17 protein-coding genes and 6 pseudogenes are annotated in these 23454 nt (G+C 68.8%); 12 read left to right on the top strand and 11 right to left on the bottom strand.

Translation table 11 applies throughout. From position 1 onward, the window contains the following. The first annotated feature begins 316 nt into the window (after window positions 1–316). The 3 genes and pseudogenes from ACFY3N_RS35520 (at window position 317) to ACFY3N_RS35510 (ending at window position 2485) form a co-directional block, all read left to right on the top strand. A pseudogene (locus tag ACFY3N_RS35520) lies at window positions 317–1153 on the top strand (IS5 family transposase). A 195-nt stretch (window positions 1154–1348) separates the two neighbouring features. Continuing rightward, a complete protein-coding gene (locus ACFY3N_RS35515; protein ID WP_390820909.1) occupies window positions 1349–1789 on the top strand; it encodes a glutaredoxin domain-containing protein in 441 nt (146 codons plus the stop codon). A 99-nt stretch (window positions 1790–1888) separates the two neighbouring features. Beyond that, a complete protein-coding gene (locus ACFY3N_RS35510; protein ID WP_390820908.1) occupies window positions 1889–2485 on the top strand; it encodes a hypothetical protein in 597 nt (198 codons plus the stop codon). A gap of 162 nt (window positions 2486–2647) precedes the next feature. On the opposite strand, the pseudogene ACFY3N_RS35505 reads toward ACFY3N_RS35510, so the two are convergent. Beyond that, window positions 2648–3419: pseudogene (locus ACFY3N_RS35505) on the bottom strand (transposase family protein). A 47-nt stretch (window positions 3420–3466) separates the two neighbouring features. Between ACFY3N_RS35505 and istB the strand changes: the two are divergent. Together istB and ACFY3N_RS35495 are read left to right on the top strand one after the other, a co-directional pair. Next, window positions 3467–3991 (top strand): annotated as a pseudogene (istB, locus tag ACFY3N_RS35500) (IS21-like element helper ATPase IstB); the annotation flags it as partial. Window positions 3992–4013: 22 nt separating this feature from the next. Further along, on the top strand, window positions 4014–4610 hold the full coding sequence (locus ACFY3N_RS35495) for a hypothetical protein (RefSeq protein ID WP_390820907.1): 597 nt from the start codon (window positions 4014–4016) through the stop codon (window positions 4608–4610). Window positions 4611–4764: 154 nt separating this feature from the next. Here ACFY3N_RS35495 and ACFY3N_RS35490 read toward each other — a convergent pair whose 3' ends face one another. Then, window positions 4765–5829: an alpha/beta hydrolase family protein gene (locus ACFY3N_RS35490; protein WP_390820906.1), complete on the bottom strand. Its 1065-nt coding sequence runs from the start codon at window positions 5827–5829 to the stop codon at window positions 4765–4767. A gap of 114 nt (window positions 5830–5943) precedes the next feature. Here ACFY3N_RS35490 and ACFY3N_RS35485 point away from each other — a divergent pair, with 114 nt between their 5' ends. Together ACFY3N_RS35485 and ACFY3N_RS35480 are read left to right on the top strand one after the other, a co-directional pair. Next, window positions 5944–6579 carry a GNAT family N-acetyltransferase gene (locus ACFY3N_RS35485; protein WP_390820905.1) on the top strand — a complete coding sequence of 212 codons (636 nt, stop codon included), beginning with the start codon at window positions 5944–5946 and terminating at the stop codon, window positions 6577–6579. 35 nt (window positions 6580–6614) lie between these two features. Beyond that, window positions 6615–7460, top strand: coding sequence for a PaaX family transcriptional regulator C-terminal domain-containing protein (locus tag ACFY3N_RS35480; RefSeq protein ID WP_390820911.1), 846 nt, complete (start codon window positions 6615–6617; stop codon window positions 7458–7460). A 20-nt stretch (window positions 7461–7480) separates the two neighbouring features. On the opposite strand, the pseudogene ACFY3N_RS35475 reads toward ACFY3N_RS35480, so the two are convergent. The 4 genes and pseudogenes from ACFY3N_RS35475 to ACFY3N_RS35460 form a co-directional block, all read right to left on the bottom strand. Next, window positions 7481–7921 (bottom strand): annotated as a pseudogene (locus ACFY3N_RS35475) (transposase); the annotation flags it as partial. Window positions 7922–8098: 177 nt separating this feature from the next. Continuing rightward, window positions 8099–8665, bottom strand: coding sequence for a hypothetical protein (locus ACFY3N_RS35470; RefSeq protein ID WP_390820904.1), 567 nt, complete (start codon window positions 8663–8665; stop codon window positions 8099–8101). Between the two features lie 44 nt (window positions 8666–8709). Continuing rightward, complete coding sequence (locus ACFY3N_RS35465) at window positions 8710–9252, bottom strand: IS3 family transposase (RefSeq protein WP_390820903.1); 543 nt, start codon at window positions 9250–9252, stop codon at window positions 8710–8712. Between the two features lie 268 nt (window positions 9253–9520). Then, a complete protein-coding gene (locus ACFY3N_RS35460; protein ID WP_390820902.1) occupies window positions 9521–9655 on the bottom strand; it encodes a hypothetical protein in 135 nt (44 codons plus the stop codon). Between the two features lie 518 nt (window positions 9656–10173). Between ACFY3N_RS35460 and ACFY3N_RS35455 the strand changes: the two genes are divergently transcribed. Beyond that, entirely contained in the window at window positions 10174–12543 is a 2370-nt protein-coding gene (locus ACFY3N_RS35455; RefSeq protein ID WP_390820901.1) for a SpoIIE family protein phosphatase, read from the top strand. A 423-nt stretch (window positions 12544–12966) separates the two neighbouring features. Next, a pseudogene (locus ACFY3N_RS35450) lies at window positions 12967–13746 on the top strand (IS5 family transposase); the annotation flags it as partial. Window positions 13747–14355: 609 nt separating this feature from the next. Here ACFY3N_RS35450 and ACFY3N_RS35445 read toward each other — a convergent pair. From ACFY3N_RS35445 to ACFY3N_RS35425, 5 genes and pseudogenes are all read right to left on the bottom strand, one after another. Continuing rightward, window positions 14356–14811, bottom strand: a complete 456-nt coding sequence (locus ACFY3N_RS35445; RefSeq protein ID WP_390820900.1) for a hypothetical protein — start codon at window positions 14809–14811, stop codon at window positions 14356–14358. Further along, entirely contained in the window at window positions 14811–16421 is a 1611-nt protein-coding gene (locus ACFY3N_RS35440) for a polymorphic toxin-type HINT domain-containing protein (RefSeq protein WP_390820899.1), read from the bottom strand. The genes ACFY3N_RS35445 and ACFY3N_RS35440 overlap by 1 nt, the downstream gene beginning before the upstream one ends. A gap of 28 nt (window positions 16422–16449) precedes the next feature. Next, window positions 16450–18294: an RHS repeat domain-containing protein gene (locus ACFY3N_RS35435; RefSeq protein ID WP_390820910.1), complete on the bottom strand. Its 1845-nt coding sequence runs from the start codon at window positions 18292–18294 to the stop codon at window positions 16450–16452. Between the two features lie 419 nt (window positions 18295–18713). Next, window positions 18714–18813, bottom strand: a pseudogene (locus ACFY3N_RS35430) (IS6 family transposase); the annotation flags it as partial. A gap of 319 nt (window positions 18814–19132) precedes the next feature. Continuing rightward, entirely contained in the window at window positions 19133–20020 is an 888-nt protein-coding gene (locus tag ACFY3N_RS35425) for a DUF3152 domain-containing protein (RefSeq protein ID WP_390820898.1), read from the bottom strand. 163 nt (window positions 20021–20183) lie between these two features. On the opposite strand from ACFY3N_RS35425, the gene ACFY3N_RS35420 reads away from it, so the two are divergent. Genes ACFY3N_RS35420 through ACFY3N_RS35410 form a run of 3 tightly spaced genes read left to right on the top strand, consistent with a single transcriptional unit; the run spans window position 20184 to window position 23121 of the window. Then, a complete protein-coding gene (locus ACFY3N_RS35420; protein ID WP_109542459.1) occupies window positions 20184–20870 on the top strand; it encodes a response regulator transcription factor in 687 nt (228 codons plus the stop codon). Continuing rightward, window positions 20867–22498, top strand: coding sequence for a sensor histidine kinase (locus ACFY3N_RS35415; RefSeq protein WP_390820897.1), 1632 nt, complete (start codon window positions 20867–20869; stop codon window positions 22496–22498). The genes ACFY3N_RS35420 and ACFY3N_RS35415 overlap by 4 nt, the downstream gene beginning before the upstream one ends. After that, a complete protein-coding gene (locus ACFY3N_RS35410) occupies window positions 22495–23121 on the top strand; it encodes a hypothetical protein (protein ID WP_390820896.1) in 627 nt (208 codons plus the stop codon). The genes ACFY3N_RS35415 and ACFY3N_RS35410 overlap by 4 nt, the downstream gene beginning before the upstream one ends. Window positions 23122–23454 lie beyond the last annotated feature (333 nt).

The following is a 23454-nucleotide window of genomic DNA, read 5'->3' as shown; positions in this document are numbered from 1 at the left end:
ACACTCGGGCCCTCGCCCTGCCCAACCTCAGCCCAGAACACGAAAACGGTCCACCGACTCCGTCGGCGGACCGTCACGCAAGATCGAGGCTAAGAGGGCGTTTATGCAGGTCAAGCCCTATATGCGGCTCTCACCCCTGACCTGCTTTGAGGGCCTTCACTCCATAGGAGGCGAATGACGCTCTTCACGGTGGACGCTTGGTCATCCGTCTCGTTCGCTTCTACACCTGGAAGTCCGTCTGGTTTGAAGTTGCTGCGGAATCGCCCAATGAACAGCGGAACCGAGCCCTCCGCCTCACCCATGGTCGCGCTACGTCGTGAGCGAGCGCAAGCCGTACCCCAGCGACCTGTCCGACGCCCGATGGGCCCTGATCGAGCCGACGTTGACGGCCTGGAGAAAGGCCCGGCTCGACCGCAGACCAACCGGACAGCCGACCAAAGTCGATTTACGCGACGCCTTCAACGCGATCCTCTACGTGAACCGCACGGGAATCCCCTGGAAATACCTTCCATATGACTTCCCGAACCACGCCACTGCCCATGCCTACTACGCGGCCTGGCGCGATGAAGGAATCTTCGCCCAGCTCAATTACGACCTGACCTGACTGGCCCGCGCAAAGGAAGGGCGCAAGCCCGAGCCGATCGCCTCCGTGATCGACATCCGGAGCGTGAGGACTTCCACCAACGTGCCCGTGACCAGCCCGGGAACGGACGCAGCGAAGAAGATCGTCGGCCGGAAGCGCGGCATCCTCACCGCCACGATCGGCCTCATCCCCGCCGTGACCGTCACCGCCGCCGGCCTGCCGGAGAACGCCCTGGGAATCCGCCTCCTCGACCAGGCGAAGGAGACGTACCCCACCCTCTCCAAGAGCTGGGTCGACACCGGCTTCAAGAACGCCGTCGTCGAGCACGGCGCCCGCCTCGGAATCGACGTCGAAGTCGTCCAACGCGACCCCGACGTCAAAGGGTTCAAGGTGATCCCCCGACGTTGGGTGGTCGAACGGACCTTCGGCTGGCTGATGCACCACCGCCGTCTCGCCCGCGACTACGAGACCCACTCCCACCGCTCCGAAGCCATAGTCCACGTCGCGATGATCGACCTCATAAGCCGACGACTCACCCGCGAATCCACCCCGAACTGGCGCGACACCTGAACCTCGAACCAAACAGCCTCGACGGGACAAAACGCTCTTCAAGTCCGGGAGTTGAGGGTTTCGGCGCGCGGGCCGGACTGCGCAGGTGCGGGCGGAGGTTCCAAAACCCACGGCGGTCACCCCCACGTCCGGCGAACGCCCAGGTAAGCGGCCCAGTTCGAGGGCCATTTCGACTCATCGATAGCCTTCATCCTCATGATGCGCACATGGATCCTGCCGATGCTGCTGGTGCTCTGCGGCGCAGTCCTTGCAACTGGGCGGATCATCAGCGGGACCTCCGGTGCAGCCGCCGCCCTCCTGCTGGTCTTTGTGCTGCTCGCAGGCGTGAACTCGCCTCTCATCTTCCCGAGGTCGATCAGCGCGCTGGAGGCACAACACCGCAGCGCGGTCGACGGCCGACCGGTCGTCTTCTGGCGCCCCGGCTGCAAGTACTGCATACGGCTGCGCATCCGGTTGGGCCGCAGCGCCCGCCAGGTGCACTGGGTCAACATCTGGCGCGACCCCGCTGGAGCCGCAGCGGTGAGGGCAGCCAACGACGGCAACGAGACGGTGCCGACCGTCTTCGTGGCGGGTGAGCCGCACACCAATCCCGATCCCGCATGGGTGCGCCAGCAACTCTCCCACTCCGCGCGGTAGGGACACAGCCGAGGTTAAAAGACAAGGTGAGACGCCGTTTCCTGCCGGTGGTGTCAGTGACAGCTCGTAGGGTGCGCCGGTATTCGACGAGGAGGTCCCATGGGTTTTTCCGGTCATCTGGTCTTTGCGCGTAGCAAGCGCCCACTGCTGGAAGCACCCCTGTTCGGCAGCACCGGTCCAGGGCTGGGGGATGACGCGCAGGAGTGGCAGCCGCGGCCGGGCGGCTGGCAGACCCTGCAGTTGGAGCAAGGCCTCTGGGCGGGCCAGTACCTGTTCGCCTTGGTCGAGTGGACCGGTGCGCCGGCCTGCGTCGCCGACGTCTCCGACAGCAGCATCGCCCTCGTGACCGGCCTGGACACCAACGGACACCGCTGGCAGGCATGGCTCAACCTGGACAACGCCGCGGCTCTCCTCGTCGAAGAACCCGAGGACGTGGACGACCTGAGCCTGTGGATGGGCACCCCGGAATTCGAACAGGCCATCGGGCGCAAACGTGCAGAGCTCGACGCGGAGGTGCCGACCGACGCCGAAGGCGCTCTCGCATGGGCTTCAGCAGCCGGCGTCCAGGTCGCGGCGCAGCAGTCCCGGATCGAGGAACTGCTGCGCGTACGGGAGACCTTCGTGGAGGAGCTGTTCGACGCGCTGCTGGACGAACTGGGCTTTCCCGAAGCCGCCCACTCCGCACCGCAGCCATAGGAAAGACGTCTGAGGGCTCGCCGGCCCCGCCGTCCTGTTGAACCGAGCAGCGGCACCTATGTGGAACTCCACGTAATTCCCCATGAGCAGCGTCAGCTTCCCTAAAGGGTGTTGCACAAGGCTGCGTTTGGGCAGGTCAGGACCCTGATCATAGTCTTCTGGTCATGATGTGAGTGCGAGGTTGTGCATGTGGGCGACGGCTTGGACGGCGTGGTGGAGGCCGTCGCCGTGCTGTCGGCAGTCGCGGAGGATCTTGCAGTTCTTCATGCGGCCGATCACATGCTCCACTCGGGCACGCACCTTGCGGTGGGTGGCATTGTCCGCTTCTTCACCGGCCAGTAGGGGCCGGCGAGGGCGTTTGCGGTGCGGCACGACCATCCCGCAGTTGAGGTAGGCGCCATCGCCCAGGACGGTCACGTCATGGCAGTGCTCGGCGAGGCCGGAAGCGCGCCAGGCATGGGCGTCCGCGGTGGTGCCCGGTGCCGGCCGGGCCGCTGCGATCACGAGACGGGTGCCGGCATCTACGATGACCTGCACGTTCACGGAGAAGCGGTAGTTGTGGCTGGACGCGCCGACCTTGCGGTCGCGGACCGGGACCAGAGTGCCGTCCACGATCCACAACCGGTCCGCGGCGTCGGCCGGACGCGAGACGGGCTCGATGGCCAGCAGCGGCCCGAGACGTTGGATCACCCGGCACACGGTGGACGAGGACACTCCGAACAGCGGTCCCAGTTGCCGCATGGTCAGGTTCGTCCGGTGGTAGACCGCGACCAGCAGCACCCGCTCGGCCAGCGGCAGGCTCCATGGCCGGCCCTGCATCGTGCCGTTGCCGCCCCCGCTCCCGCACTGCCTTGAGCAACCGCGAAAACTGCGTCACCCGCAGCCCCGTGAACGTCTCCACCCACACCCGCTCGGCCCTCAACACCCCAGCTATAAAAGGGAGATGCCCAGTTCGCAGTCTTGTGCAACACCCTTTAGCCCGAGCTTGACCCCCGGAAGGTCAAAGACCTCGCCACCCTCTCGTTCGTCGAGGCCAAGGCCAAAGCCGCCCTCCTTGGGCCGCCCGGGGTGGGCAAGACACATATCGCCGTCGCCCTCGCGGTCGCAGCCTGCCGGGCCGACTACTCGATCTCCTTCACCAGCCTCGACGACATGGTCCGCAACCTCACCGCCGCCGAAGCGGCGGGACGCCTGACCAACAAGCTCGGCACGTACTTGCGGCCAGCGGTCCTCGTTCTGGACGAAGTCGGCTACCAGCCCCTCGCCCGCGCAGAAGCCAACCTGGTCTTCCAAGTCATCTCCAAGCGCTACGAAAAGGGCTCGATCATCCTGACCTCGAACAAGACCTTCAGTGAATGGGGGCAGGTGTTCGGCGACGAGGTGCTGGCCACCGCCATCCTTGACCGTCTCCTCCACCACTGCGGAGTGATCTCCATCAACGGTCCCAGTTACCGGCTCAAGAACCGCCTCGCCGCCATCGAACGAGAGCGGGACGACGCAGCCTGACGACCTGGTCGACAATGACCGCATGGATGTCACTGAGCTGCTCGAATCGGCTTCCCTCCTCGTCCCGGAAGAGGTCGCTACCGAGAATGACATCTCGATGCAAGACGTCTGGAACTATCTCGCCCACGACGAATGGCAGATCGCGCTGAACCTGCTGGAGGAACTCGGAGACGGGCAACCGCTCCCCTTGACGTTCTGGGAGCAGCTTGCCGAGGCGGCTGAGCAACTCGGCCTTGAGCGGAGCGTGGCTTGGTGCCACTGGCGGTGTTCCGAGATCCGAAACGGAATGATCCGGGCGGATCTGACGCTTCGTCCACCCTCGGAGGCCCGATGCAGGACATCAATCTCCGGTCACGGTGTTCTGCGCCCCATGTGGGACATCGGGGACCTCTCGCCGACCGGGGGTGTTGCGGTGAGCATCGCAGGGCTCTGGGTCGAGGACATGCCCTTTCTGGAGCCCGGCGGCCGGGCTACTGTCCGCCTCGTTCCCCTCACTCCCACTCACTGGACGCACGTCCAAACCGGCCAGCAGATCAACATGCACGAGGACCGGGCCGTGGCCGGCACCGCAGTCGTGCTGGAGGTTCACCTCCCCGCCCCCGCCATGCCCACGAGATGACGCCGACCGTCCCGCCCTCACACTGGTGCAGATATCTCCGTACTCGGTGGAGCAGACACAGGAGTACGTCGACAGATGTCGGCGTTTACTTCAAAGTGCACCGAGCGGTACACGTAAGCGTGCGCCATGCGCCATGGCCGGGCTTGCGGGAGGGTCATGAAGTGGCGTGACCGCCTCGGCTGAGTTCCTTGAGGAACTGTCTCTGATCGTCCAGGAATCCGTCCGCGAAGAGCGAGCGGGGGGAGAAGAGCGCGGTGAGCGTGATCTTGAGGTCCGACTGCTCAATGGACTGCTTGAGCAGTGAATGGGTCGCGTCCGGGTAACGCCTGACCGTCAATGCACCCCCTGCGTCCAGCACCTTGTGGTACGTGCGCTCCGTGTCGGCGGTGTCCACGTTGATGTCATGGCCCGCGAGGGTCAGCAGCACCGGTACGCCGCGCAGGGCGCGGAGGTCTCGCGTGGCGTCCGCGGTGTAGTTCTTGGAGACGAAGCCCCAGCGGTCGGCGGTCATGCCGTCCGCGTCGCCGCCCATCGCCCTGACGTACTCCTCGAAGGTCGCGTGGCGTCCCAGCAGCCGGCGGGTGGTGTCGCTCTTGGCGACCTCCGCCTTGGTGCGGGCTGCTGATGCACCGTCGGCGCGCAGCTCGGCGAGGAGGTTGTAGCGGCCCTGCTGGAGCCAGTTGATCGCGGGCGAGACGGCGATGACGAAGCTCACGGGCGTCTTGGCGGCGATCTTCGGCAGGACCCAGCCCGCCTGGCTGGCGCCCCAGAGTCCGATCCGGTCGCCGTCGATGTCCGGGCGGGCGCGGGCCCAGGCGATGGCGGCGGCCGCCTCGTCGGCCCGGTCGTTCATGGACTGGTCGAGCCAGTTTCCGGGCGCGCCCGCGACGCCGGGCTTGTCCCAGGACAGGGAGGCGTACCCGGCCTTGGCGTTCGCCTCCCACATGGGCTGGTAACCGTCGTCGTGGGTGGCGTCGACGGGGCCGTCGCCGTGGACGTACACGACCAGGCCGTGGTGCTTGCGGCCGTCCCTGGGGACGGCCAGTACGCCGTTGAGGGTGTGGCCGCCGTGGCGGATCGTGACCCGCTGCTCGTCCATGTCGTAGGAGTTCTGCCACAGCACCACACCGACGAGGCCGGCGGCCACGACCAGGACCATGACGAGTGACCACACGGCGATGCGGAGCCCGCGCCGTCGGGGCTGGGTCTTCGGACACATGGGAGGACCGCCTCTGTTCGGGTGTGCAGCAGACACCGAAACTATCATCACAGGGACGACCGTTGAGCATCTGATAGTTTTAAGTCTCGGTTTCAGGAAGAGAGGAGGCACGGCATGGGACTGGACACGACAGGCCCCGGGGCCGGACCGGTGACGGTGCGGCGGGGCGTTCCGGCTGGAGCCGAACGGCGGGTGGCCGAGCTGTACTGGGACGCCTTCGGCCGCAAACTCGGTCCCGCCCTGAACCCGGCGGACAAGGCGGTGCCCTTCATCGCCGCCCACCTGAACACCGACCGAGCGGTCTGCGCACTCCTCGACGGGCAGCTCGTCGGCCTCGCCGGCTACCACCACGGCGGGCGAGCCCTCACCGGAGGATCGGCCTGCGCCGTGCTGCGCGCTTACGGGCACCTGCGAGGACTGCACCGACTCCTGCTCCTCGCCCTGTTCGAACGTCACCCGGCCCCCGGACAGCTCGTCATGGACGGCATCGCCGTGGACCCGGACATGCGCGGCCGCGGCGTCGGAAGCCTGCTCATCGAGGAAGTGGCCGCCGTCGCGGCGGAGCAGGACTGCCGGGAGATCAGACTGGACGTGATCGACACCAACCCGCGCGCCCGGGCCCTGTACGAGCGGCGCGGCTTCACGGCCGTACGGACCGAGCACACGCCCTACCTGCGCGGGCTGCTCGGCTTCGGCGCGGTGACCACCATGCACCGCCCGGTCGGAACAGGAGGGGTGAGGGAGCTGTGAGCGCCGGCACCGACCACGTCGAGGTTCCCACCCGCATGCTCGTCCACGCGCTGATCCGCGAGGACGGCACCGTCGGCGCGGACGAGCTGTACACCGTCGCCAACACCCTGGGCATGAGCGACCAGCAGGTACGGCTGTGCGTCAAACGCCTCGTGACCGAAGGCCGATTCACCCACGAAGGCCGGGGCCGCAAGGCGGAGCTGCACGCGACCACGGACACCATGCGTGCCCTCGCCCCCAACGCGGACTTCCTGCGGCACGCATTCCAACAGGACGCCGGGCTCGCGCCCTGGGACGGTGTCTGGCACCTGGCCGCCTTCGCGGTGCCCGAATCGGCGCGCACCTCCCGGGACGCCCTGCGCAAGACGCTCCTCCACCTCGGCGGCGCCCCGCTCCAGGGCGGACTGTACGTCTGCGCCAACCCATGGGAACCGTACGTCGAAGAAGCGGCCCACCTCATCGGCGCCCACGGCGCGCTCACCCTCCTCACCACGACGGACCTGCGCAGGGGCGACACCCGGGAGCCTGCCGAACTCGCCCGTCGTCTGTGGCCTCTGCAGGAGATCGCCGACCGCTACCACCGCCTCAGCCGCATCACCCAGCCCCGCCTCACCCGGCTCACCGGCCCCGTCGAACTCTCCCCGGCCGCACTTCTCACCATCGCCGTCGAGCTGGCCGCCGAACTCACCCGCGCCATGGAGCCCGACCCGCTGCTGCCGCCTCAGCTCCTGCCCCGGCCCTGGCCCGGCACCCAGGCCCGGAAGCTCATCGCCCGGTGCTGGGCAGCCCTGCACGAACGCGACCACGGCGAGGCCCGCCCGGCCCTCTTCCGCCTCTACGCCGACATCACCCGAGAAACAGCCGACCGTGCCACACGCTGAAGACGCAACAGACGGCGCGGCTCCTTGCCGCGGTTCCAGGTGAGAGACCGCCGGAGTTGCTCAGGCAGTGTGGTCATCGTCCTGGCCAGAGCGTTCTTCATCGTGATGGCGCCGTATCCGGCCAGAGCGGGTCCGTTCTTCGTGCGCGGGACCACACCGTAGCCCTCCTCACGCGGCAGGTGGACCAGCATGGTGAACCTGGTGGTGCGCTCGACGAGAGTCCCGATCGCCGAGCGTTTCAGCCCGATGATGAGGTCGCCCTCCCAGTGCCCGGGAACGGCGCGGTCCTCAACCTCGGCGGGACGCTCGCCGAGGAGGACCTTGTCGGTGGCGTGGGCCCACGCCTTCTGCCGGCTGCGTGCCCGGGGAACACGCAGCGCCCGTCCGGTGCGCAGGCAGGACACCAGCTCGCGTTTCAGCGCACCACGTCCCTCGACGTAGAGCGCCTGGTAGATCGCCTCGATCGGCACCGTCGGCGAAGCCCTGGACAATGTGAACCGCTCCGGGTTCGGTAAAAACAACTGAGACCCATCCAGGAACTCTTCAGCCGTCGCCTTGCCGTCTCCTCAGACGTATGCCAAGCAACTCCTCCACGACGCTTCCAAGCGTGAGATCAGAATAGACGTCAAGCCATTCTCTCAACTCTCCTGCGATACCTGGGGCGCTGACCTTTTTTGAAACCAGCGGGCTTCCGGTAGCAGAACGAGCATTGGCTGAAGGTCCGAATATCCCTCTACGCGGACTGCGTGATCGAATTCTCCTCCTTCCAGACCGGCGGCCAGCGCACCCTGATAGCAACTGCGTTGCGCACCGGCCACCTCCAGAGCCTCCGCAGGGGTAAGGCGAAAGCATTGCAGTGTGCGTACTCTCACGGCATCGACCTTCAAGGAGGGTGGAATTATGCCGGCGTTGCCCTCAACCCCCTTGCGTGCGATCTTGATGTACGCGCGCGTGACAATCAGCGGATCAATGGCATCCAGTTCCTGTTCCACGAATTTCAGTAGCTCCGACGCGAACTGGAGACGCACCGTGAGGTTGATGCCAGGCTCTTGATTGACGGGATAGCAGTCTGTGCAAGCGATGTCAAGGAGGGCGAAAATCCACTGACCTAAGAATTTCGGGGGTGCGCTGCTCCGCAGCTCCTGTGAGAGCTCTGCGGAGTCGAGCCTGACCAGCACACGACAGTCGATCATCAGATTGTTCATGGATGATCACCATCCAAATGGCCTGATGGCCTCGCCAGGCAGGTTCATGCCCGCGTTTCGGGATGCGTCCACGCCCGACTGCAGGAAATGATCTGCGTTGTCCTCAAGCCAGGGGAAACAGTGGCCGCTCTGATCGGTGATGAGTGTGACTCTTCCGCCTTCGAAATAGAGGAACCCGCCGTTCCCGAGGGGAGGTAGGTGATGTCGCCCATGTATTTCCGGCCCGGCTCGGCGACGGTGAAGTCCCGCTGGAACAGGTCCGGAACCTGTGTGGTCGCCGGGTCGGGGACGGTGGTGCGGACGCGTCTGCGCAGACGGATGCCGGTGATGGAGAAGGCCCGCATCACCCGGGCGACGCGTTTTTCGTTTACCCGCAGACCCGTCACGCGGAGTTCGGCGGTCACCCGCGGCGAGCCGTAGGCGCCACCGGACTCGCCGTGGACCTGGCGGATCTTCTCGGCCAGGAGCCGGTCCTCGCGCCGCCGGACGGCCCGGGCCTCAGCACCGACGAGCCACTTGTAGTAGCTCGAACGGTTCACCTCGTAGGCGTCCCGGTGATCGTCGACGAACTGGAAGCGGCTCCTCACCAGCTCGTCTCCCGGCGAAATACTTGGCCGCCTTGCGAAGTATGTCCCGCTCGGTCGCCGGCTTCCGCTCACTTGCCTCGGGCTCGGCCACCCGGGCCTCGAGCTGCCGGACCCGCTCGTCCGGATCGGCCGACGACGCCGGTGTCCCGGTCCGCGCCGACGTCTGCCCGGCCGGCGCCGGGGCGGCGCTGACACCGCGGCGTTCGCGGTCCCGCAGCACCCACTCGCGCAGGGTGGCCCGGTTAACGCCCAGGTCAGCGGCGATGCTCTAGTACGTCGCCCCGGGTGTGGACTCGTACAGGGCCACCGCATCGGCCTTGAACTCGCCCGAGTAGCCCTTCAACGCCATCGGCGGTCTTCCCGCTTCCTCCGGATCAAGCAGATCCAGTATCAGCGTGTCCACCACTCAGGGGGAGGCCCCGTCGGGAGAGATGGTCCCGACGGCCGTCGAGGAACTGCTTGGCGGTCCTACGGGCACTGGTGTTCTGCCCACTGGAGTCAAACCGGACGTGGTCCCACGGTTTCATGATCAGTTCTCGGCCCGGCAGGTTGGCGGTGTGCAGCCTCGAGCAGACGGGGATGCCCGGCGGAGGGAGCGCAAAGACTCGCTTCAGCGTTTGCCAGGCATGAGAGAGGTGGGAACGTTGTCAGAACAGGGCCCCGGTCCGGGGCCGGAGGAGGTCGGTTGGGTTCGTTCATCCGGGCGGCGCGTGCCCTGCCGGGACCGGATGGGCCGGTGCGGGGAGTCAGGGCCGGGATTTGCGGTACGGGAACGGAGCCGGTGCGGGTCGCTGCGGGACCGCCGACGACCGGAGGGCCCGGACGATAAAATATTCCTGTACTGGGATGAAATGGGTAAAAATGGCACTACAGGACAATGGTACTGAGAGCCGGCCCGACGGCACGCCCGAGCCGTGCACCATGACCTTGGCCACCGCCGTCGCCATCGTTGACGAGCGAGGGGTGATCACGGGGTGGAGCGAGGAAGCCCGGAACCTGCTCGGTTACGTACCCGGGGAGGTCGTCTCACGTCCTGCGGCCGATCTGCTCGTCTCACACCTTCCTCCGTCGGCCCTGCGCCGTGTGGCGGAGCAGGCGCCGTGGTACGGCGTCGTCCAGGCTCGGCACCGGGACGGCCGGACGGTGGATGCGGTGGTTCGGGCCTGTCCGTGCCCGGACGGGGACGGGCGGCCCCAGTGGGTCCTCACGGCCTCGGTTCCGGACGGTCCGAGCCTGTCCGGGGACAGGGGCATCCTGTTGAGGGAGCTCACCCTGTCCCAGCTCCCGGTCGCCGTGGCGTTCTACGACCGGGACAACCGGGCAGTGGGGGCCAACGACGTGATAGCCCAGATAGTGGGCCTGTCCGAGGAGGAGATACGAGGGCGCCGCCTCAGGGACTTCCTGCCCAGTCCGGCGTACGACGAGTTCACAGAGCTCCAGGACCAGGTGGTGCGCACCGGGGAACCCGTGCACGTGGTCCGGCACCTCCGGGCGCCCAGCGGGTCACGGGGACGGGTCTGGTCCGTGTTCCTCTCTCCGTTGAAGAACCATCTCGGCCAAGTGCAGGGGTCGTCCGTCGCGCTTCTCGACATCACCGAGCAGTACCTGGCCCGCCAGCGGCTGCTGCTGGTCAATGAGGCCGGCAACCGCATCGGCAGCACCCTGGACATCACTCGTACCGCGCAGGAACTGGCCGACGTGATAGTCCCCCGGCTCGCGGACTACGCGTCCGTCGATCTGCTGGAGTTCATCCACCGCGGCGAGGAGCCGCCCGACGGCCCGCCGCGCGGCCCGATCACCATGCGCCGGACCGCACGGCAGGCAGCCACCGATGCCCTCCTCGGCATCATGCTCCGGCTGGGGAACAAGGTGGAGTACCCGGCGTCCGCACCCACGGCCGAGTGCCTGGCCACCGGCCGTTCCGCTGTGTACGAGGTGAACGACTCCTCCATGGCCCGATGGGCGGCCCAGGACCCCGAGCGGGCCACCCGGCTCCTCCGGTCCGGGGCGCACTCGGTGATGGTGGTGCCGATGCGCGCTCGTGGGGTCACGCTCGGCTCGGTCTTCCTGGGCCGCGCCCAACACCCGGAGGCGTTCGCACAGGACGACGTCCTGCTGGCCGAGGAGATCACGGCCAGGGCCGCGGTGTGCATCGACAACGCCCGTCGCTACACCCGTGAGCGCCTCACGGCCGTGACCCTGCAGCGCAGTCTGCTGCCCATGACACTGGCCCGCCAGCCGGCGGTCGAGGCCGCCTCCCGCTACCTGCCCGCCGGAGGCCGGGCCGGCGTGGGCGGTGACTGGTTCGACGTCATCCCGCTCTCCGGCGCCCGGGTCGCCCTGGTGGTCGGTGACGTCGTCGGCCACGGGGTCCAGGCCTCCGCCACCATGGGGCGGCTGCGTACGGCCGTGCGGACCCTGGCCGACATCGACCTGCCGCCCGACGAGCTGCTCACCCACCTCGACGACGTCGTCATCCGCCTGTCCTGCGAGGCCGCGGCCGACGCCGACATCGCCGGGGACATCGGCGCCACCTGTCTCTACGCGGTCTACGATCCCGTCTCCCGCCGCTGCTCCCTGGCCCGCGCCGGCCACCCGCCGCCCGTCGTGGTGACCCCGGACGGCGAAGCGGCCTTCCTCGACCTTCCCGCGAGCCCACCGCTCGGTCTGGGAGGCCTGCCCTTCGAGGCGTGCGAGGTCGAACTGCCCGAGGGCAGCCTCCTCGCCCTGTACACCGACGGTCTGATAGAAGCCCGCGGCCATGAGATCGACGAGAGGCTCGGTGCGCTGCGCCGGACCCTCACCCGGCCCGCACAGGCGCTGGACACGCTCTGCGACGACGTGCTCGCAACGCTGCTGCCCACCCCTCCCGACGACGACATCGCCCTGCTCATCGCCCGCACCCGTGCCCTGGGAGCCGGCCAGGTAGCCACCTGGAGCCTGCCCTCGGACCCCGTCGTCGTCGCCCAGGCGCGCAAACAGGTCACCGACCAGCTGACAGCCTGGGGGCTGGACGAGTCCGCCTTCGTCACCGAGCTGGTGGTCAGCGAACTGGTCACCAACGCCGTCCGCTACGGTCGGCCCCCCATCCAGCTGCGGCTGATCCACGACGGCAGCCTCATCTGTGAGGTCTCCGACGCCAGCAGCACCTCCCCTCACCTGCGCCGCGCCCGCACCTTCGACGAAGGCGGACGCGGACTGCTCCTCGTCGCCCAGTTCGCCTGGCACTGGGGCACCCGCCGCGCCGCGCAGGGCAAGACGATCTGGGCCGAGATACCTCTGGCGGCCTGAGCGAACGTGGCCGGCCAAACCACGTGAACGGATACCGGGACGGACACACCGGCACTGCGAGAGGCGAGCAGCAGAAGGTCCCGGACATGGCGCGTATACAGAGACGCGGGAGAGAAGGCCTGTTGCCCCGGCTTGCCGGCGGGCGTGGCGCCTCCATACCGCAGCTTGAGAAAATGGCCTGCGCTGCTTCCTCCACGCGGGTGAACCCGGGCGGCATCCGGCCGGTCGGCCGCCCGGGGCCGCTATCTCTTGAGCGTGATCACAAAACCCTGACGCGCTCCGCGGCGGTCTCCGCCCCGGCCCTGCTCCCCCTGACCGCTCCCGCCCCGGCCTTAGAGGCCCTAACAGAAGTTGTTGATCAAGTAATCATCGGCCTGTCCGCTCGTTGGTCGGGGTGTGGGGAAGCGTCAGTCGCGGCCGTGGATCGTGTCGGACGAACTGTGGTCGCTCATCGAGCCGTTGCTGTCCGAGCCGGGGCCGAAGCTGGTGGCGGGCCGGCCACGGGTGCCGGACCGGCAGGCGTTGTGCGGGATCCTGTTCGTGCTGCACACCGGGATCCAGTGGGAGTACCTGCCGCAGGAGTTGGGCTTCGGCTCGGGGATGACCTGCCGGCGGTGCCTGGCGGCCTGGAACGAGGCCGGGGTGTGGGAGAAATTGCACCTGGTGCTGCTGAGGAAGCTGCGGTCGGCGAAGCAGCTGGACTGGTCGCGGGCGGTGATCGATTCCTCCCACGTGCGGGCGGCCCGGCGGGGCCCGAAAGCGGTCCCAGCCCGGTCGACCGTGCACGGCTGGGCAGCAGGCACCACGTCCTCACCGACGGGCAGGGCATCCCGCTCGCAGTGTCGCTGACCGGCGGCAACCGCAGGTGACGTCACCCAACTGATCCCCCTGCTGGACAAGATCCCACCGGTCGCCGGCGTCGTCGGCAGACCACGCAGACGCCCCGACATGCTCTTCGCCGACCGCGGCTACGACCACGACAAGTACCGGCGGCTGCTGCGGCAGCGCGGTATCCGGCCCGTGATCGCGGAACGCGGCCAGCCACACGGCTCCGGCCTGGGCATCTTCCGCTGGGTCGTCGAACGCACCATCTCCTGGCTGCACGGCCTCCGCCGCCTGCGCATCCGCTGGGAACGGCGAGACGACATCCACGAAGCCTTCCTCGGCCTCGCCACCTGCCTCATCACCCACCGCCACGTCCAACGCCTTTGTCAGGACCTCTTAACGGCCCAGCCACTGCCGGCCCACGGGTGCGGTGGCTGTGCCGTCCTTGCGGTCCCCGGAGTCGTCGATCACAATGACCCCGTCGTCGTGCAGGGCGGTCGCCGACTGCTCGTGTAGCAGCTCAAGCCGCCGGTCGTTGATCCGCTCGGCCCCCCCAGGGCGACTCGGACAGGAAGAACTGCAGCGGCTGTACCCCTGGCGTCCCCGCACCGGCCACCGGTTCCGCCCCTGCCAGGCAGGTGATCGTCTTGCTCCGCTCCCGCGGCGCCAGCAGCCCGGTCAGGTACTCGCGAAACCCTCGCCGCTGGGCCAGGCTGAAGAGGAGGTCGTCGAACCGGGCCGCGTAGTCCTCCAACGGCTCCGGCGCGGGCGGACACGGGCGGCGAGCGGTCATCTTCGGTCCTCAGCCAGGCAGTTGACTCCTACCACCGACCTACGGCCAACCCGGCCTGTCGTCAACCCGCACCACCGGATTTAACGAACTACCGGTAGATGGATGGCCGTCTCCCCGGCCGACGTGAGGTGACCGTTCGGGAACCCCGGAGGAGCCGGCTCCTCCGGGGTTCCTCGTCCGTCAGGAAGCAGCCGTCACTCCCACGCCGCCACGAAATCCGCGGCTACGACGAAGATCGAGCCGGACGTGAACGCGATCTCATGGGTCATGCCCGACGGGTGCGGAAGCACTTCGTCCAGTTGCAGGTCACCCAGTCTCGGCAGGGTGCCGTCCGATTCCGCGGCGTCCACGCGGAAGGACTGGACCTGCGCATACCGGATGCGCAGACCGCTCTCGTGCTTCCACTCGTTCGGAGTCAGCAGCAGCTCTAGGGAAATCTCCCCCTGGTCGTCGGCGAGAGTCGCCCTGCCCAGTTCCAAATCCTTGACGCACCGGGAGTCCCGGAAGTCGTAATGACCTGAATCCGTGGCGAACGCGGCCGCCCCGGCGGGAAGCTCCCTGGCGAGCCGCGGCAGGACCTCAAGGTACGCCTGCGGGTCCAGGTGGTAACCGTACCGGTCCGCAAGCGGCTCCACTCGAACGTACTGCATCAGCAACCACCGGTGATGCGCGGACGCTTCCAGCCGTCGCCCTTGATGTTCTCCGTGCCCTTGGGCCCGATGCGTCCGTCCCTTCGTAGCTCGCCCACGGCCAAACCTTTCAGGTTGTTGTAGACATCGTTCGGAACGACGACGTCGGCGCTCTTTCCGTGCTCTGAGAACCATCCGTCACTGCCGAAAATCCCGATTTCCTTTCCGCGGTGGTACACGTGGATTTCAAGGTCCGACGTACCGCCGATGTCGAACCTGTCGACCCGCCCGGTGTAGTTGCTTCCGAAACTCAGCAAATCCTTCGACCCACGCGTGAGGAATCCACCCGCGTTGTGCACGAGTACCGGCGTCTCGCCTGCCAGCACATAGTAGGTATGGATGCCGTCGACGGTGAGGTCGTGCGTGCGCTGGAGCCTGCGGTACTCGTGGGTCTTCGTCACCCCGGCCGTGCCGCCGTCGGCCGTGCGCAGCGTCATGCCCGGCCCGAGTTCGCCGGCGTACAGCCAGGCGCCCTCGGAGGGGGACCAGAACGGGTGCGTCGTCGTGGTGGTCAGCGACTCCGCCGCGCGGGCACCCTTGCGGGAGACCGGGAGATCGACGAAGTGCTTGTCGTCCTCGGTGTCGATGGTGGCGACGATCTTCCGGATGGTCGTGCGGCCGGTCTCCGGGTCGGTGACCACGATCTCGTCGCCGATCCGGACGTCCTCGATCGGCTTGGTGGAGCCGTCGGCCATGAGGACGAGCGTGCCGGGGGTGGAGCTGTGCCGGCCGCCTCCCACCAGACACTCGATGGGGACGGAGTCGCCCTTCTTGAAGGCCGCCTTGAAGCCCCTGAAAACGACCTTGGCGCCCTTGCCGAGCAGACCGGTGCGGGCGATGAGCCGGTTGCCGGAGGCGTCGTAGACGTACTCGGTGACGTCGTCGGGCTTGCCCTCGACCGGCTTGGTCACCTTTACCAGACGGCCTTCGGCATCCCAGTCAAGGTCCTGAGTGGTGCCGGCGAGCGTGCGGGTGTCGGTGTTGCCGACCGCGTCGTAGCCGTAGGAGTCGCGTGCGGTGCCGCCGGGCCCGGTCTGGGTCACGGAGGACAGGGCATGCGGACGCGGCGTGCCCGGGTCGGGGTAGTCACAGGTGCGGACGGTGTTCTTTACCAGGTCGCCGGAGAGGTCGTGCAGGGTCTCCGTCTCCCGGTTGCCCACCTTGTCGTAGGTGTAGGAGTGCCAGTACGGGGCGGGACCGCCGACCGTCTGGGCGCTCGGGGCCGCGGCGCAGGTGGCCGTGGCCTGGGTCCAGGCCGTCTTCATGCGGCGCAGGTGGTCGTAGGCGAAGCACTGCGTGTCGGTGCCGGAACGGGAGACGTCCGGCACGGACAGGACGTTGCCGGCCTGGTCGTAGCCGTAGGTGTGGTGCCGGTCGACGCCCGGCACGTCCTGCCGGTCCACCCGCGAGGTGGCCAGGCGCTGTGTGCCCTCCTCGTAGGTGTGCGCGACCGTGTGGGCGGGCAGGCCGGCGGCGGGGAAGCCGGTCGTGCGCACGGAGCCATCCACGTTGTACGCGGTGGAGGTGAGGTAGGTGCCGGCGAGCGCTCCCTCGCTCGTGGGGATCGTCACCGTCGAGCGCTGGATCCTGTAGAGCCGGTCATAGGCGACGACCTTGCTGGTGTACGCGTTGCCGCCCGACGTATCGGGTGGACTCGGCCAGGTGGCCCTTGGCTCCGCTGACCGTGTCGTAGACCCACTTGGCGCGCAGCGGGCCGGTGGCGCTGTTCTCCCGCAGGTCGGTCCGGCGGCCGAGACCGTCGTAGAGGTAGTACAGGTCGGAGTCGTCGGAGACGGATACGACCTGACCCCGGTCGTCGTAGACGGTCGAGCTGTTGCCCTTGTCCGGGTCGACGGCCGACGTCACGTTGCCGAGCAGGTCGTAGGTGTAGCTCCAGACGTTGCCCGCCGGGTCGGTCAGCTTGTTCAGCTCGCCGCGGGGCGTGTAGCCGTAGCGGGTGGTGTCGTACGAGGCCTCGGCGACCCGTGCGTGGTGCTGGCGCAGCTCCGTGGTCTGACCGCGGGCGTCGGTGACCGTGGTGGTCGCGGTGCCGCCCACCGGGGGGATGACCGTGGTGCGGTCGCCGCCGTGGATCGTGCGGGTGGTGCTCACCACCGTGCCGCCGTCGCCGTTACCGGCGATCGTCTCGGTGAGCGTGGGGCGGCCCAGGCCGTCGTGCGTGGTGCGGATCTGGGTCTCGACCGCCAGCGCGTTGTCGGGCTTGAACACGGTGCGGGAGGGCGCGCCGGTGGCGTAGTAGGTCTCGAACGTTTTCGCCGGGAGCCCGCGTTCGTCGTAGAAGACGTCGGACAGCAGGCGTCCGCCGTCAGGTCCTGGCTTCTGCGTCTGCCGCTGACGCAGGAACCCGTCGTAGATGCTGTACGCCGTGACCTGGCTGCCGTTGGTGCCGAGCGCCGTGGTGGCCACGGCCACCGGCTGGCCCTCGTCGACCAGGTAGTCGAAGGCATAGGTGGGAGTCGGGGTGGTCAGCCGGTCGGCGAGCCACACCTTGGAGGAGCGGCCGAGGGCGTCGTAGGCGAAGGTGGTGACCTTGCCGTTGGCGTCCGTCCGGGTCAGCGGCAGGTCGCGCGCGCCGTGGGTGGTGGTGTTCACCAGGGACGTGGTGGCGTCACCGGGCTTGGCCGGCGGGCCGGTCACGACGGTCTTGGTGACGAACCCGGCGGCCGGGGTGCGGACCGTGGTGGTGGTGCGGCCGTCCGTCCGGGCGGTGCGCACCGGGGTGGCCGAGCCGGTCACGGTGACGGTAGCCGTCAGGTCGGTGCTGGTGAGCACGCGCCCGTAGGAGTCGAAGGTGGCGCCGGACTCCAGGTGGGTGGCCGTGGTGCCGTCGTGCTTCTTCAGCAGCGCCGTGGCCGTGACGTCGCCCTTCGTGGGGGCCGCTCCGTAGGCCCCGCCGTCGTAGGCGTTGCGGACGTCGGAGATGACGTCCTTGGAGCGGTCCACGGTGGCGTCGCAGGCCTTGACGACCGTCTCGACGCGCGCGGGCAGGGTGAGGATGTCGGCAGTGGTGTTGGTGGCGTAGACCGTGCGGGTGCAGCGGTCGTCCGCCGCGGTGGAGGTGTCGCCGAGATCCTCCAGCGTGGTGACGCGTCCGGCCACGGTGTCGTACGACGACGAGCCGGCCGTGGTGCGCCAGGACGCGCCCGCGCCGTCGTCCAGGGACGTCCACGACTTGGTGTGCCCGATGCCGGTGAAGTTGGCGGTGACGGTTCCCCAGTCGCGGGTCTTGCGAGCTGTCTCGTGGCGCCAGAGCCGGTTGGCCGTCTTGGAGAGGATCTTGCCGCCGTTGCCGGAGAAGGTGACCGTCTTGTAGGCGGTGCCGGCGAACGCCTCGTGGTCGGTGATCGGATCGTCCTCGCCCGCGCCAAGGGGGACGGTGACGTCCTTCGTGCCGCCGCTGGGCGCCAGCCGGTCGCCGTCCATGCCGCGCAGGAAGTAGGTGTCGGCCTGCGTCTTCATGGCCGTGTCGCCGCCCTGGCCGCCGGTCCTGACGCGGACGTGCCCGTAGCCGCGCCACTGGGACCAGGTCTTGGACTTCTCCTTGGTCAGGCCGTCGTCATCGTCGTAGTGCCAGGCGGCCGGGCCGAGGTACTCGTACCGGGTGACCTGGTCGGGGGCGCCGCCGGTGGGCGTTGTCACGTTGTTGGGTGTGTGGGTTTCTGACGGCGTGTCGAGGTGTGGTGGGGCCGGGTGCCGGCCCTGGGCTCGGGCCGCGGCAGGCCGGCTGGTGACGCCGGTGGCCTGCTCCCGGACAGCGAAGCGGGCGGTCATCTCGGCGCGGTGTCGGGTGCCGGTCATGAGGTGGCGGCGGGGCCGGAAGTGGGGTGAGACGCCGCCGAACGCGGCCAGGAACCGCTGCGCGGCGCCCACGCTGCGGAAGCCTTTCATCGCCCGTTCTCGTTGCCGGGTGGGCTGGTGGCTGTTCTCGGCCCGGTTGTTCAGGGGGAATGTCGAGCTGCCCCGACGATCCGGCCGTGGTCTTCTCACCGTCCGACGCGTGGGACTCCGAGCCGGTGTCGGTGTCAGTGCCACAAGCCGCCAGCAGCGGCAGCAGACCGACCGCCGCCGCGGCGGCCAGTCTCCGGACAGTGCGGGAACGAGTCATCTACTTCCATCCGATCGGGGGGAGGGGGATTCCGCCTGCGGACGCAGGAGAACGCGGAGTTCACAGTGGTGTCGGCAGTTCATGGCCCTGGGGCCGGTACATGACCGAGTTGTAACGGCCGTCCGCCGTGACGGCCGGCCTCGGTACCGGCGCCGGTCATACGGGCGGCCCGGTGACGAAGTCACCGTTCTCGTCGTAGGGCCAGGCGTTGGCGACGCAGCCGTGCAGGCCCTTGATCTGCTGCATCATCACGGGGGCCAGTCGCCCGGCGCCCCCGCAGGTCACGTGCGAGTGACCGAGGAAGTGCCCCACCTCGTGGTTGATGATCAGCGCCCGGTAGTCATGGATCGGCCCGTCGAAGTTGGGCGAGCCCTTGACCCAGCGCTTGAGGTTCACCACCACCCCTCCGGGAACCTCGCAGTTGTACTCGCCTCCGGTGTCCTGCTGGATGCCCGCCCAGCACAGGGCGTCCGCCGTCGCCGGTGTCGCGATCTTTATCGTGATGTCGTGCGGCGATCCCGCGCCCACCAGCTGGAACGCGTTGTCCGGGTCGTGGGTCCAGCCCCGCGGGGCGGCGAGTATCTCGGCGATCTCGTTCGCCGCCTGGGACGGCGAGATGTCGAGGCCGGTCTCGACCTCCACGACGTAGCGCACCGGGCGGGAACCGCTGCCCACCGTCTCCCCACCGGCCTGCGCGGTGACGAACGTACCGCTGCCCGTCGGGGGGACGTCGATCTCGGTCCGGCTCGCGGAGGGAGAGGGGGAGGAGGAAGGGGAGGCGGAGGGGGACGGTGTGGGAGTGGGGGTGACGTGCGTGCTCCGCGGGTGCGGCGCACCGCTCGACGCGTCGCTCCGCCCGCCTCCCAGGAGGTACGCCGCCGAACCCAGCAGGCCGGCGGCCACCAGCAGGCCGATCAGCAGGCTCCGGCCCCGGCGGCGCGGCCGTCCCCGGCGATGGGCGGACCGGCGTCGGCGACCGGCGCGGTGACCGGCCGCGGTGCTGCCGGTGGCGGGTGCGGATTGCCGCTCTCGTGCCGAATACATGGCAGCTCAATCTGGTGATCCCAGATGATCCCCATGAGCCGGCGCTGTCACGGAAAGATAACGACGCCCGCGTTCCCCGGCCCGTGTGATCGTTGTGTAACGGCGGTCGGAGAGGGGCCTTCCTCGGGACGGTCATCTCGTCCGGTCTGCTTACACTGCCGGAATGCCACGGGTCCTGATCGTCGAAGACGACTTAGATGTCCGCAGGGCCGTCCAACTGGGTCTGCGGCATCAGGGGCATGAGGTCTTCGCCGTGGAAACGGGGGAGGAAGGGCTGGAACAGCTCCTCCCCTTCCGGCCGGACGTCGTCGTGCTCGATCTCATGCTGCCCGGCATGTCCGGCCTGGACGTGTGCCGCCGGATCAGGGACCGCGACCAGGTGCCGATCATCATGGTGACGGCCCGGGGAGACGACGTCGACGTGGTCGTGGGACTGGAGACCGGTGCGGACGACTACGTGGTGAAGCCCGTGCAGGCCCGGGTGCTCGACGCACGGATACGGGCCGTACTGCGCAGACAGGACGCGTCGCTGCCGGACGGCACCCGTCCCCGGGCGGAGACGCACGGCGAGCTGGTCGTCGACCGCGCCGGGCTCGTGGTGACGCACCGCGGCGAACCCGTCCCCCTCGCCCCCTCCGAACTGCGGCTGCTGCTGACCCTGTCGGCCTCGCCCGGCCAGGTGTTCAGCCGCCAGCAGCTGCTGGAAGCGGTCTGGGAACACAGCTACCACGGCGACATACGGCTCGTGGACGCCTGTGTGAAGCGACTGCGCAACAAGCTCGGCGAGGGCAGGAATCCCCGTTACGTGCAGACCGTACGCGGATTCGGTTACCGCTTCGGCACCTCATGAGCGACCGGACGTCCGCGCGGACACGGAGGACCGTACGGGCGCGGAAGACCGCCGGGGAGCGGAGAACCGCACCCGAGGTCCCCACGGCTGAAGAGCCCCCCGCCGTCGTACCGGGTGCCGGCCCCCGGCGGTTCCTCCGGGCGGCCCTGGCACGCGTCCCGCTCCCCCTGCGCGGTCTGCGCCCCCGCCTGCTGACGTCCTTCGTCCTGGTGGCCATGGCCAGCTCCCTGGGCACCGGGGCCCTCGCCTTCCGCGAGGCGCGCACGGGGGTCCTCCAGCAGAGCCAGGACTCCGTCATCAACCAGTTCCGTACGAGCGTCGACGGCGTCGCGCCCGCCATCCCCATCGCCCCGGACCAGGCGGACCTCCAGTACGCGGTGGACCAGGTGCTGCACGCGAACCGTTCGTCGGGCTGGCGGGTCATGGCCGCGTACGGCGGCCACCGCGCCTACGCGCCGAGCGCCGGTTTCGTCGGGCTGAGCCCCGAAATGCTCCGGTCCGTCCGGGACCGACGTGCCGCGGTGTTCCAGCGGATGAACGTCGACGGGCGCCCTCGGCTCGTCGTCGGCATGCCCGTCACGTACACCTGGGGCGAGGGCCTGGAGACCAGGCTCTCCGGGCTCGTGATGTACCTGGAGGTCCCGCAGACCACCGAAGAGGGGTACGTCGAGGCCATGGTCCACGGCATCGAGCGGGCCACCCTGGTGGCCCTGTGCCTCGCCGTCGTCCTGGCGCTGCTCGCCGCGAGCGGCGTACTGCGTCCCGTACGGGCGCTGCGCCGGGCGACACGCCGGATGGCCGCGGGGCATCTCGACGTCCGGCTGGACGTCACCGGCTCCGACGAACTGGCCGATCTCTCCCAGTCCTTCAACGAGACGGCGGCCGAACTGGAGCGGACCGTACGGGAGCTGCGCCGCCTGGAGGCCCAGGGGCGCCGCTTCGTGGCGGACGTCTCCCACGAGCTGCGCACGCCGCTGGCGGCGATGTCGGCGGTCACCGACGTGCTGGACCTGGAGGGGGAAGGGGAGACCGGTGAGGCGCTGCGGCTCATCAGCGAGGGAACGAACCGGCTGAGCGGATTGGTGAGCGACCTGATGGAGATCTCCCGTTTCGACGCGGGGGCGGCCGAACTCAACCGGGACGAGATCGACCTGGCCGAGTCCGTACGGCGCACCGTCGCCTCCCGGTGGCGGCAGGATCAGGTGGAGACCCGGCTGCCCGGACCGGGTGAGCTCCGCGCGCGCGTCGATCCGCGCAGACTCGACGTGGTGACGGCCAATCTGATCGGCAACGCGCTGCGGCACGGAGCGCCGCCCGTGCGGCTGACCATGGGGGTACGGGTGGACGGGGCGGGCATGGCGTGGGCCGTCATCGAGGTGACCGACAACGGACCGGGGATCGCCGAGGAGGCCCTGCCGCACATCTTCGAGCGGTTCTACAAGGCGAGCACCTCACGGGCCAGGAGCGAGAGCAGCGGGCTGGGTCTGGCCATCACGGCGGAGAACGTGCGCCTGCACGGGGGGCGCATCCGGGCGGCGAACCTGCCCCGGGGCGGCGCGGTGTTCACGGTCGAACTCCCGCTGCACCGCGACGACACCGGCACCGAGGCCGACGGGGGCACCCGGTGAGGGGCCCGCGGACGGCAGCGCTGCTGTCCGGGCTCACGGCCGTGACCGCGGTCGCGCTCACGGCGTGCGGAGTCCCCCCGTCCGGTGTCATCGAGGCCGGCGCGCCGGCGAGCGGCATGGTCTCCCACGGTGCGACACCACCCGCGACGCCCGCCACCATCTCCCTCTTCTTCCTGCGTGACGGGGAGTTGATGCCCTATCCCCGCCGGATCGACGACGCCGGGGACTTCGAGGCCGTCGTACGCCTGCTGTTCGAGGGGCCGGCCGCGAACGAGGCCGCGACGGCCACCACGGAGCTGCCCCGCCTGACGGACGCGCCGCGGGTGGCGATCGACGGCGGCATCCTCTTCGTCAAACTCCCCGGTGAGACGAGTCCGCTGAGCCGTCGGGCCATGCTCCAGCTGACGTGCACGGTGAACCACGCGGCTTCGCCGGTCCCCACCGCCGTCCCCCGCGCCGACGCGGAAGCCGACGGCGACACCGCGCGCCGTTCCGCCGCGCCCAACAGCCTCCATGTGTTCGGGGACGGATGGGCGATGACGCAGTCGGACCACGCGTGCCCCGTCGTGTCCCCTCCGCAGGAGCAGCCGGAAGCACCGACCCCGTGGGAGCCCTCCGGCTGACCACCGGACGGCCCCCGCCCAGGACGACCCCCGCCCAGGACCGGAACCGGCCTTCCGGCCACGCCCCCCGCCTGACCGCGCGGTGGCATGCCAGCACGTGAACTCCGGGCAACCGCATGACGAAACAGCTCGCTGATCGGCTGGAGAGCAGAGATCTGAGCTGACCGCCGCCTGCCGCACTCACCGCCTTGGTTGTGTGGGGGGGGCAGAGCGGGGGGGTGGGGGCCCCACCAACAAACTGGCTTATAGATTGGGCCATTTTTTTTTTGGCAAGTGACGCGCCCCCACCCACGCGCCCCGGAGGGCCGGGGGTGTGTGGAAAAATGCGAACCC

This window comes from Streptomyces sp. NPDC000348 (assembly GCF_042898795.1).
Taxonomy (GTDB): Bacteria; Actinomycetota; Actinomycetes; order Streptomycetales; family Streptomycetaceae; genus Streptomyces.
Note: the sequence above shows the minus strand (reverse complement) of the source record. Positions and strands in the feature narration are given on the sequence as shown.

Excerpts from the sequence above, each read along its gene's own strand:
- ACFY3N_RS35480 (WP_390820911.1), top strand. The coding sequence starts at position 6,615 with ATGCTCGTCCACGCGCTGATCCGCGAGGACGGCACCGTCGGCGCGGAC.
- ACFY3N_RS35470 (WP_390820904.1), bottom strand. The coding sequence starts at position 8,665 with ATGAACAATCTGATGATCGACTGTCGTGTGCTGGTCAGGCTCGACTCC.
- ACFY3N_RS35435 (WP_390820910.1), bottom strand. The coding sequence starts at position 18,294 with ATGGACGGCGACCGGCTGGCGCCCAGCGGCGGCACGAAGGACGTCACC.
- ACFY3N_RS35425 (WP_390820898.1), bottom strand. The coding sequence starts at position 20,020 with ATGTATTCGGCACGAGAGCGGCAATCCGCACCCGCCACCGGCAGCACC.
- ACFY3N_RS35420 (WP_109542459.1), top strand. The coding sequence starts at position 20,184 with ATGCCACGGGTCCTGATCGTCGAAGACGACTTAGATGTCCGCAGGGCC.
- ACFY3N_RS35515 (WP_390820909.1), top strand. The coding sequence starts at position 1,349 with ATGATGCGCACATGGATCCTGCCGATGCTGCTGGTGCTCTGCGGCGCA.
- ACFY3N_RS35510 (WP_390820908.1), top strand. The coding sequence starts at position 1,889 with ATGGGTTTTTCCGGTCATCTGGTCTTTGCGCGTAGCAAGCGCCCACTG.
- ACFY3N_RS35415 (WP_390820897.1), top strand. The coding sequence starts at position 20,867 with ATGAGCGACCGGACGTCCGCGCGGACACGGAGGACCGTACGGGCGCGG.
- ACFY3N_RS35490 (WP_390820906.1), bottom strand. The coding sequence starts at position 5,829 with ATGTGTCCGAAGACCCAGCCCCGACGGCGCGGGCTCCGCATCGCCGTG.
- ACFY3N_RS35445 (WP_390820900.1), bottom strand. The coding sequence starts at position 14,811 with ATGCAGTACGTTCGAGTGGAGCCGCTTGCGGACCGGTACGGTTACCAC.
- ACFY3N_RS35495 (WP_390820907.1), top strand. The coding sequence starts at position 4,014 with ATGGATGTCACTGAGCTGCTCGAATCGGCTTCCCTCCTCGTCCCGGAA.
- ACFY3N_RS35455 (WP_390820901.1), top strand. The coding sequence starts at position 10,174 with ATGACCTTGGCCACCGCCGTCGCCATCGTTGACGAGCGAGGGGTGATC.
- ACFY3N_RS35485 (WP_390820905.1), top strand. The coding sequence starts at position 5,944 with ATGGGACTGGACACGACAGGCCCCGGGGCCGGACCGGTGACGGTGCGG.